This is a genomic window from Nocardia sp. NPDC059764 (assembly GCF_042732555.1).
Taxonomy (GTDB): domain Bacteria; phylum Actinomycetota; class Actinomycetes; order Mycobacteriales; family Mycobacteriaceae; genus Nocardia.
Window position 1 is genome coordinate 20,243 of record NZ_JBHWHH010000095.1, and the last position, 8,184, is coordinate 28,426.

Annotated in this window: 6 protein-coding genes and 1 pseudogene; 5 read left to right on the forward strand and 2 right to left on the reverse strand. The window is 69.4% G+C overall.

All coding sequences use genetic code 11. The features are described 5' to 3' along the window. Nucleotides 1-6: 6 nt before the first annotated feature. Nucleotides 7-2,448: a YbhN family protein gene (locus ACFV4K_RS21285; RefSeq protein WP_379277044.1), complete on the reverse strand. Its 2,442-nt coding sequence runs from the start codon at nt 2,446-2,448 to the stop codon at nt 7-9. A 195-nt stretch (nt 2,449-2,643) separates the two neighbouring features. Between ACFV4K_RS21285 and ACFV4K_RS21290 the strand changes: the two genes are divergently transcribed. From ACFV4K_RS21290 to ACFV4K_RS21310, 5 genes are all read left to right on the forward strand, one after another. Next, nucleotides 2,644-3,270: a GDSL-type esterase/lipase family protein gene (locus tag ACFV4K_RS21290; protein WP_379277046.1), complete on the forward strand. Its 627-nt coding sequence runs from the start codon at nt 2,644-2,646 to the stop codon at nt 3,268-3,270. 293 nt (nt 3,271-3,563) lie between these two features. Next, nucleotides 3,564-3,785: a helix-turn-helix domain-containing protein gene (locus ACFV4K_RS21295; protein ID WP_379277048.1), complete on the forward strand. Its 222-nt coding sequence runs from the start codon at nt 3,564-3,566 to the stop codon at nt 3,783-3,785. Continuing rightward, nucleotides 3,680-4,972: an IS607 family element RNA-guided endonuclease TnpB gene (tnpB, locus tag ACFV4K_RS21300; RefSeq protein WP_379277050.1), complete on the forward strand. Its 1,293-nt coding sequence runs from the start codon at nt 3,680-3,682 to the stop codon at nt 4,970-4,972. Before ACFV4K_RS21295 ends, tnpB begins: the two co-directional genes overlap by 106 nt. Before the next feature lie 66 nt (nt 4,973-5,038). Next, nucleotides 5,039-5,959 carry a LysR family transcriptional regulator gene (locus tag ACFV4K_RS21305; protein WP_379277052.1) on the forward strand — a complete coding sequence of 307 codons (921 nt, stop codon included), beginning with the start codon at nt 5,039-5,041 and terminating at the stop codon, nt 5,957-5,959. A 35-nt stretch (nt 5,960-5,994) separates the two neighbouring features. Further along, a complete protein-coding gene (locus ACFV4K_RS21310) occupies nt 5,995-6,639 on the forward strand; it encodes a class I SAM-dependent methyltransferase (protein ID WP_379277054.1) in 645 nt (214 codons plus the stop codon). Between the two features lie 10 nt (nt 6,640-6,649). On the opposite strand, the pseudogene ACFV4K_RS21315 reads toward ACFV4K_RS21310, so the two are convergent. After that, a pseudogene (locus ACFV4K_RS21315) lies at nt 6,650-8,179 on the reverse strand (phytoene desaturase family protein). Nucleotides 8,180-8,184 lie beyond the last annotated feature (5 nt).

The following is an 8,184-nucleotide window of genomic DNA, read 5'->3' on the forward strand; positions in this document are numbered from 1 at the left end:
GGTCGCTCAGATCATGTCTTTGGCGGTGAGCCAGCGCATGATCGGCCAGCCGCAGAACACCGGCAGCCAGCAGGTCAGCACGCGGTAGAGGAGCACGGCGGGGACCGCGATCCCCGCCGACACTCCGAACGCGGCCAGACCACCGATGAGCGCGGCCTCCACCGCGCCCACACCGCCGGGCGTCGGCGCGGCCGAGGCCAGCGTGCCGCCGATCATGGTGACGATGGTGACGGTCACGAAAGTCGTACTGCCGCCGAAGGCTTCGATACTGGCCCACAGCGCCAGCGCCATGCCGAGGGTGGTGGTGGCGCAGCCGCCCACGATCATGGCCAGCCGTCCCGGCCGCCGGGCCAGATCCTTCAACTGGCCCAGCACGTCCGCCAGCTGCGGGCGCACCTCGTTGAGCAGCCACTTGCGCACCTTGGGCACGAAGGTGGTCACGCCCAGCAGACCCAGCAGGGCGCCCGCCACCAGGTACAGCACGGTGGCGCTGGGCACGAAATGCGAGAGGTCGGTGGAGGTTCCGGCGAGCGCGCCGAAGATCAGCAGCAGCACCACGTGGGTCACCACCTGCACGGTCTGCTGCAGGGCGACCGCGGCGGTGGCGCGCACCGCGCCCAGCCCGCCCTTCTGCAGGAAGCGCACGCTCAACGCCAGACCGCCCACGCCGGCCGGGGTGGTGGTCGCGGCGAAGGTGTTGGCGACCTGCATGAGCAGCAGGTTGCCGAACTTCACGGCCTCGGAGGCGCACGCCCACAATGCCATCGCCGCGCCCACGTAGGTCAGCGCGGACACGGTCAGGCCGAGCAGCGCCCACCCCCAGTTCAGGTTGCCCAGTTCGGAGGCGAAGGTCGGCACCGCGCTGATATACGGGTAGGCCACGTACACCAGGCCGATCAGGAGGACCAGCTGGATGATCTGGTTGCGCGAGAAGCGGTTGATCTGCGCGGCCTCGATCTTGTCCTGCCCGGTCTGCGCGGCCACCTCCTCGCGGATGGACTTCATCAGCTCGCCCGCGTCGGGCACCGCCTTGCGGACGTGCGGGGGCATGGCGGTCTTGGTGAGTCGTGCCGAGGCGTCGAGCACGGCCTGCTTGTCGAGCACGTCCAGCGAGGTCCGCACCGCCGGGCCGGTGCCGAACAGCGCGGACGAGCCGAGCAGCAGCTGGGCCACGTCGGAGTCGAAACGCACCTGGTAGGCGCCGAATTCCGATTGCACGAAGCCGCCGAACAACACGGCGTCGTCGAGGATGCGGATCTCGTCGGTGCGCAGATCGCCGTGCGACATCTGAGCCTGGTGCATGCGGTGCAGCGCCCGCCACACCCGGGTCAGCGCCGGTTCCCCGTCGGCGGCCGCGAGCGGACGGCCCTGGGGCACGGTGTGCGCGTACAGCGTCCAGCCGCGGTCCAGCGCCGCGACGGTGAGCGGTTTGTAGCTGGCCAGGCCCAGATCCGCGATGGCGAAACCCATCAGCGCCTTGTGCTCGACCGCGCGCCGCATGGACGCGAACGGGGCCGGGTACTCGCCGCTGCGAATGGTCAGCCAGCGTCGCAGCTGCTGCAGCATGCCGCGGCTGCGCTGGTTCGCGCCGTAGAGTTCGATGATCAATTCGTCGTCCGGCGAATGGGATTCGCCGGTCTCGTCCGCGTCGGACGGGCCGTTGGGCGGGGCGCTCAGCTCGGGCTGCGGCGTCGTCGCCGCCGAAAGCACCAGCGGCCCACGGGCCGCCGGGCGCAGCACCGTGAACGCGGTGACCCGGAAGCCGCGCTGGGCCAGCACCCGCACCGCGGCGGCCAACGGCACCTCCAGCGCGGGGGTGCCGACCACCAACACGATCACCGCGCCCACCAGCCAGCCCACCACCAGGCCCAGGGCCGCGCGGGCGGGCACCACCAGCGAGACGAACAGATGGATCGGCACGAACGCCAGCAACAGCGTCCACCACCAGCGCCGGGCCCTGGCAGGCAGCCACGGGCTGGCCACGGTGAGCGTCGCGGCCAGCATGGCGATCCAGCGCGGATCGTCGAGGAACTGCGACAGGAAGGTGTTGACCTGCCCGGCCTCGGACAGATGCCAGCGGGGTGCGGAGAAGCCGCTGCCGGTGGTGGAGAACAGCGCCAGCGCGATCAGGCCCGCGGAGGTGAAGCCCGCCAGCAGCTTCCACTGCCGGCGCAGCACCAGCCGCACCAGGATGGCGAAGGGCAGCACCAGGACGGCGATGCCGTAGATGATGTAGACCAGGTTGGACTGTTCCGGGGTCAGGAACCCCACGATCTTGGATACCGACCGTTCCAGCGCCTCCCATTGCGGCCTGCTGATCAGCGATCCCGCGATGACCACGGCCACGGACAGTGCGGACAGCACGACGCGCAGAATGTCGCTGGTTCGGCGGATCCGCGGCTGCAGCAGGCTGCCGGAGACGGGAATCTCCCGCCCGTCGACTCGCATGTCCTATTCGCGCTTTCGGATCGTGGGAACGGCTGTGGTCCCAGGGTCGGCTGACGCCGCTAACCGTAACCCGTGCGCCGGACACTGCCCGACAAGCCCGGCCCGAAGCGTCCGCCGCGCCCGGTTCCGGTATCGGTTTTTCCGGCTTATTCCGAGGATCGGGCGGCGGTCCGACCGGCGTGCGAGGATCGGCCCGTGGTGCTCGATCTGCGTGTCTGCTTTCTGGGGGAGTCTTTCGTCGCCGGGGTCGGTGATCAGAAATGCCTGGGGTGGGCGGGGCGGCTGGCGGCCCGCGCCACCGCGGCCGGGCAGCCTCTGACCTACTACAACCTGGGGATCCGCCGGGAGAACAGCACCGAACTACGCGGGCGGTGGGAGGCCGAATGCGCGCCCCGGCTGCCCGCGGGCGCGGACTGCCGGGTGGTGATCTCCACCGGCGTCAACGACACCCAGTTCGAGAACGGGCGTCCCCGAGTCGATTCCGCGGAGTCGGTGCGCAATCTGGCCGAGATCCTGCGCCGGGCGCGGGAAAGGGGTTGGCAGGCAATGGTGGTCGCGCCGCCGCCGAACGTCGACGACGAGCACAATGCCCGGCTGCTGGACCTCGACGTCCGCTACGCCGAGCTGTGCGAGCAGGCGCAGGCGCCCTACCTGCGAGCCCATCAGCCCTTACGCGAGAACCGGATCTGGATGCGCGATATCGCCGCCGGTGACGGCTTCCACCCGAGCGCGACCGGCTACGACGAATTCGGCGCCCTGCTCGCCCCTCACTGGCTGCTCTGGCTCGCCGATCCGGGCTCGGAACTGCCTGTCGTGCGCTGATTCTCGCCAGGACGCAGCCACTGGTCCACGAATCGCCGGACGCGACCACCGTCACTCCCCGCGCGCCGCCCCTCCCGACCCGGAACCGCCGGTAGCATGCCGCCCGAATCCCACCTTTCAAGCCAGAGGATAGTCAAACTGTTGGGTGGTTTGTGACGTTTCGTGCCGTTGCGCGTTGCGCGTTGCGCGTTGCGGTGGGACGGTCGGGCTTCGGTGCGGTGGCTGTAATTCGATTGGCGTGTCTTCGGTTTCGATGTTGTCGTGTCTGGTCCGGCTTCTCTACTGTCGAACAGGTGAGCGAACCATCGTCGTCGAACGATCGCCCCGGGGAGGCTGGGGTGAGGCAGATTCAGGCGTACCGGTTCACGTTGGAACCGACTCATGACCAGGCGCAAGCCTTGCGTTCCCCTTGCGGGGCAACCCGGTTCGCTTACAACTGGGGCCGCCGCAAGGTCCTCGCCAACTGGGCGCAGCGGCAGGCCGAAGCCACCACGGCATCCCCGACGAAGACCTGACACCGTGGGTCAACCAATCCGCGTACAGTCTCCGCAAAGCCTGGAACGCCGAAAAGGACGCGGTCGCGCCATGGTGGGCGGAGAACAGCAAAGAGGCGTACTCATGCGGCATAGCGCGCGTTGCTGATGCGTTCGCCAACTACTCGAAGTCCAAGCGCGGCACCCGCGCCGGCCCGATGATGGGCGTCCCGGCCCGGAAGAAGAAGCACTCGCACCAGTCGTTTACCGTCACCACCGGTAGTTACGGTCTCGGCGACGGGTTGCGGCAGGTCAAGATTCCCCGTATCGGGGTCGTCCGGACCGGTGAATCGACGCGCAAGCTCGCCAGGCGGCTGCGCAACGGGACCGCGAAACTGGGCGGCATGACCCTGTCGTGGCGCGGTGGCCGCTGGTGGGTGTCGTTCACCGTCCGGGTCCAGCGCAACGATCCGAAACCCGCGCGGCCTGACGCCGAGGTTGGGTTGGATGTCGGCGTGAAGTCCCTGGCCGTCCTGTCCACGGGCGAGATTGTCCCGAACCCGAAGCATTACCAGAAGACCCAGCAGCGGCGTCGCCGGCTTGGGCGGGTGCGGTCTCGCCGCCGAGGCCCCGACCACAAGCACGGCGTGGGGCCGTCGCGGCGGTGGGAGAAGGCCAACGCCAAGGCCAACCGCCTCGAGCATCGTGTGACCGCGATGCGCCGTGACGGGCTCCACAAGCTCACCACCCGCCTGACCCGCGAATACGGGACGATCGTGGTGGAGGACTTGAATGTTGCGGGGATGCTGCGCAATCGGTCCCTGGCCAAGGCGATCTGGTCGGCCGGGTTCTCCACACTGCGCCACCAACTCGAATATAAGTCCCGCTGGTACGGCGGGCGGTTGGTGACCGCCGACCGCTGGTACCTCAGTTCCAAAACGTGCTCTTCCTGCAAGACAGTGAATACCAAGCTGGCTTTGGGTGAGCGCGTATTCCGTTGCGATCATTGCGGTCTGGTGTTGGATCGTGATGTGAACGCTGCCCGTAATTTGGCGGCGTTGGTGTCCTCGGCGAGTTGCGTCGGGACGGTAAAGATGCCCGCTGGAAACCGTGTAAGACCCGGCTCGCCGGGCGGTGGTATCGCCACGGGAAGACCCGAAACCGCGGTTGCGGGCCAACCCTGCCGGAGCAATCTCGCAGGTCACGGAACTAGACAACACCTTCCGTGAACGGTATGCCTACCGGTTGCCTTGGTTCCTAACCTGGTGGCATTGCCCTGTTCCTAACCTGGTGGCATGGATATCGACACGCGACTACTGCGTTACTTCCTGGCAGTCGCGGATGCGGAGAACCTGCCGCGGGCGGCGCAGCGACTGCATGTCGCGCAGCCCGCGCTGGCGACCCAGATCAAACAGCTCGAACAGCAGCTGGGTGTGGAGCTGTTCATCCGGTCCCGGGCGGGCTGGACCCTGACCGCGGCCGGCAAGGTGCTCGCCGAGCAGCTGCCCGCGCTGCTCGCGTCCTGGGACCGGATCCTGCGCGCCACCAAGAGCGACTCCAGCCGCGCCTCCCGGGTGCTGCGGCTGGGCTGCGTGAACAGCGCGGCCGACGGCCATATCCCGGAGATCATCCGGGTCTTCCACCGGCTGCACCCGGACTGGCAGGTCGATCTGCACCAGGGCGGCTGGACCGACCCGACCGCCGGACTCGACGAGGGCGATGTGGATGTCGCCCTGCTGCGCTTGCCCTTTCCCGGTCAGGACGAATACCACCTGCGGGAACTGTTCGCCGAACCGCGCTGGATCGCGCTGCCCGAGGACCATCCGCTCGCCGACCGCCACGACATCGCGTTCCGGGAACTGTGGGACGAGCCCTACGTCGCCTCCCCCGCCGAAACCGGTTGGTGGCGCGACTATTGGATGGGCCTGGACTCGCGGCCCGCGGACACCGCCATCATCGGCGCCATCGCCCGCAATACCGACGAATGGCTGCGCGCCATCGCCAACGGGTTCGGGGTGAGCTTCACCCCCGCCTCCACCTCCCGCACCGAATTCCCGGGCGTGGTGTTCCGGCCCGTGCACGGCATCGGCCCCACCCGGGTCGCCGTGGTGTGGCCGGACGCCTCCGAGGCCGATCCGGTGGTGCGCTACTTCATTCGCTGCTGCTCCGACATCATGGGCGGCCAGCACGGCGCGGACGGCCGCCGCACGTCCTAGCCCCGGGCGGGCCACTGGTCGGACATGATGGAGACATGAGCGACCAGCACGAACACTGGCAGCGCACCTATCGCACGCATCCGGGCGTGTACGGCGAACAGCCGTCGGAAGCCGCGGTGTACGCGGCCGACCTGTTCCGCGAGCGGGGCGCCGTCGAGGTGCTGGAACTGGGCGCGGGCCACGGCCGCGACGCGATCTACCTGGCGCGCCGCGGTTTTCGGGTGACGGCCACCGATTTCAGCGCCGTCGGGCTGGCCCAGTTGCGCGATTGGGCGGACGCGGCCGGGCTGAGCGCGCGGGTGACCACCCTGGAACACGATGTCCGCCAGCCGATTCCGCTGCCCTACCGCAGCGTGGACGCGGTCTACGCGCACATGCTGCTGTGCATGAACCTCAGCACCCAGGAGTTGCGGGACCTGGTCGCGGAGATCCGCCGGGTGCTCAAGCCCGGCGGGGCGTTCGTCTACACCGTCCGCAATACCGACGACGCGCACTTCGGCACCGGTAAGGCGCTGGGCGACGACATCTACGAGCACGGCGGGTTCGCGGTGCACTTCTTCTCCGAGGCGCTGGTGGACAGCCTGGCCGCGGGCTGGGAACTGCGCGACCGGCACTCGTTCGAGGAGGGCGAGCTGCCGCGGCGGCTGTGGCGGGTCACCCAGTTGCTGCCCTCCCGCTGACGGGACCCGCTCAGTCCTGTTCCAGGACGGCCATGGCGGCATTGTGCCCGCCGATGCCGCTGACCCCGCCACCGCGCACCGCGCCCGCCCCGCACAGCAGGACATTCCGATGCCCGGTCGCGACGCCCCAGCGCTCCGCCGGGCTGTCGGCGGGGCCGGTGCGATAGGGAAAAGCCAAGTCCGCGTGGAAGATGTGCCCGCCGGGCAGGCCCACCTCGCGTTCGAGTTCGACGGGGGTACGGGCCTCGATGCACGGGTTGCCCTCGCCGTCCAGGGCCAGGCAGTCGCCGATGGGTTCGGCCAGCACCGAATCCAGCTGCGCCAGAGTGGCGTCCACCAGGCGCCGCTTCGCGCCGCGCGGGTCGTCGGCGAAAAGCCTTGCGGGCGTGTGGAGGCCGAACAGGGTGAGGGTGTGGAAGCCGCCCTCGATCAGCTCCGGCGCGAGGATCGACGGGTCGGTGAGGGTGTGGCAGTAGATCTCCGACGGCGGCGCCGAAGGCAGCTCGCCCGCCGCGGCCTCCCGGTAGGCGCGGTCGAGCTGGGCCGCGGATTCGGAGACATGGAAGGTACCGGCGAAGGCGGTGCGCGGATCCACCCGTGGGTCACGGAGTTTCGGCAGCCGCCGCAGCAGCATATTGATCTTCAGCTGCGCGCCTTCGGGTTTGTCGGCCGACTCGCCCAGCAGGCCCGCCAGCGTGTACGGCGCGGCGTTCACCAGCACGTACCGGGCACCGGCCGTGCCGGTGCGATCGCCCTGGGTGAAGCGGACTTCCGCGGTGTCGCCGTCGGTGTCGATGCCGATGACGGTGCGGCCGGTCCGGATCTCCGCCCCCGCCCGGCGGGCCGCCGCCGCGAGCGCGTCGGTGAGCGCGCCCATGCCGCCGACCGGCACGTTCCAGTCGCCGGTGCCGCCGCCGATCACGTGGTACAGGAAGCAGCGGTTCTGCAGCAGCGCCGGATCGTGGGCGTGGGTGAAGGTGCCGATCAACGCGTCGGTGAGTACCACGCCGCGCACGGTGTCGTCGGTGAAGGCGGCCTCCACCGATTCCCCCAGGGGCCGTTCGAAGATCGCCTCCCAGGCGGCGGAATCATCGACCGTGCGCTGCAATTCGGCGCGGGTGGGCAACGGGTGGGTGAGCGTCGGGAACACCCGCTCGGCCAACCGCCCGGTCGTGGCGTAGAACCGCTGCCACGCTTCGTAATCCCGCTCGGACCCGGTGACCTGCGCGAAGCTCGCGCGGGTCGCCGACTCGGAGCCGTTGTCCACCAGCAGCCCCGCATCGCCGATCGGCGTGTACGAGGAGACGTGGCGCCTGCGGGTCTCGAAACTCAGATCCAGGTCCCGGACGATCCGTTCGGGCAGCAGGCTCACCAGATATGAGTACCGCGACAGCCGTGCGTCGAAGCCGGGGAACACCCGCTCGGAGACGGCCGCGCCGCCGGTATGGTCCGCGCGTTCCAGCACCAGCACCCACTACCCGGCCCGGACCAGGTCGGCGGCCGCCCCCCACGCCGAGTCGCAGCCGACGACCACCAGCACCCCCG

What these genes read in the sequence shown, in the direction of transcription:
- ACFV4K_RS21285 (WP_379277044.1), bottom strand. Translation starts at nt 2,448, where the DNA reads ATGCGAGTCGACGGGCGGGAGATTCCCGTCTCCGGCAGCCTGCTGCAG.
- ACFV4K_RS21305 (WP_379277052.1), top strand. Translation starts at nt 5,039, where the DNA reads ATGGATATCGACACGCGACTACTGCGTTACTTCCTGGCAGTCGCGGAT.
- ACFV4K_RS21310 (WP_379277054.1), top strand. Translation starts at nt 5,995, where the DNA reads ATGAGCGACCAGCACGAACACTGGCAGCGCACCTATCGCACGCATCCG.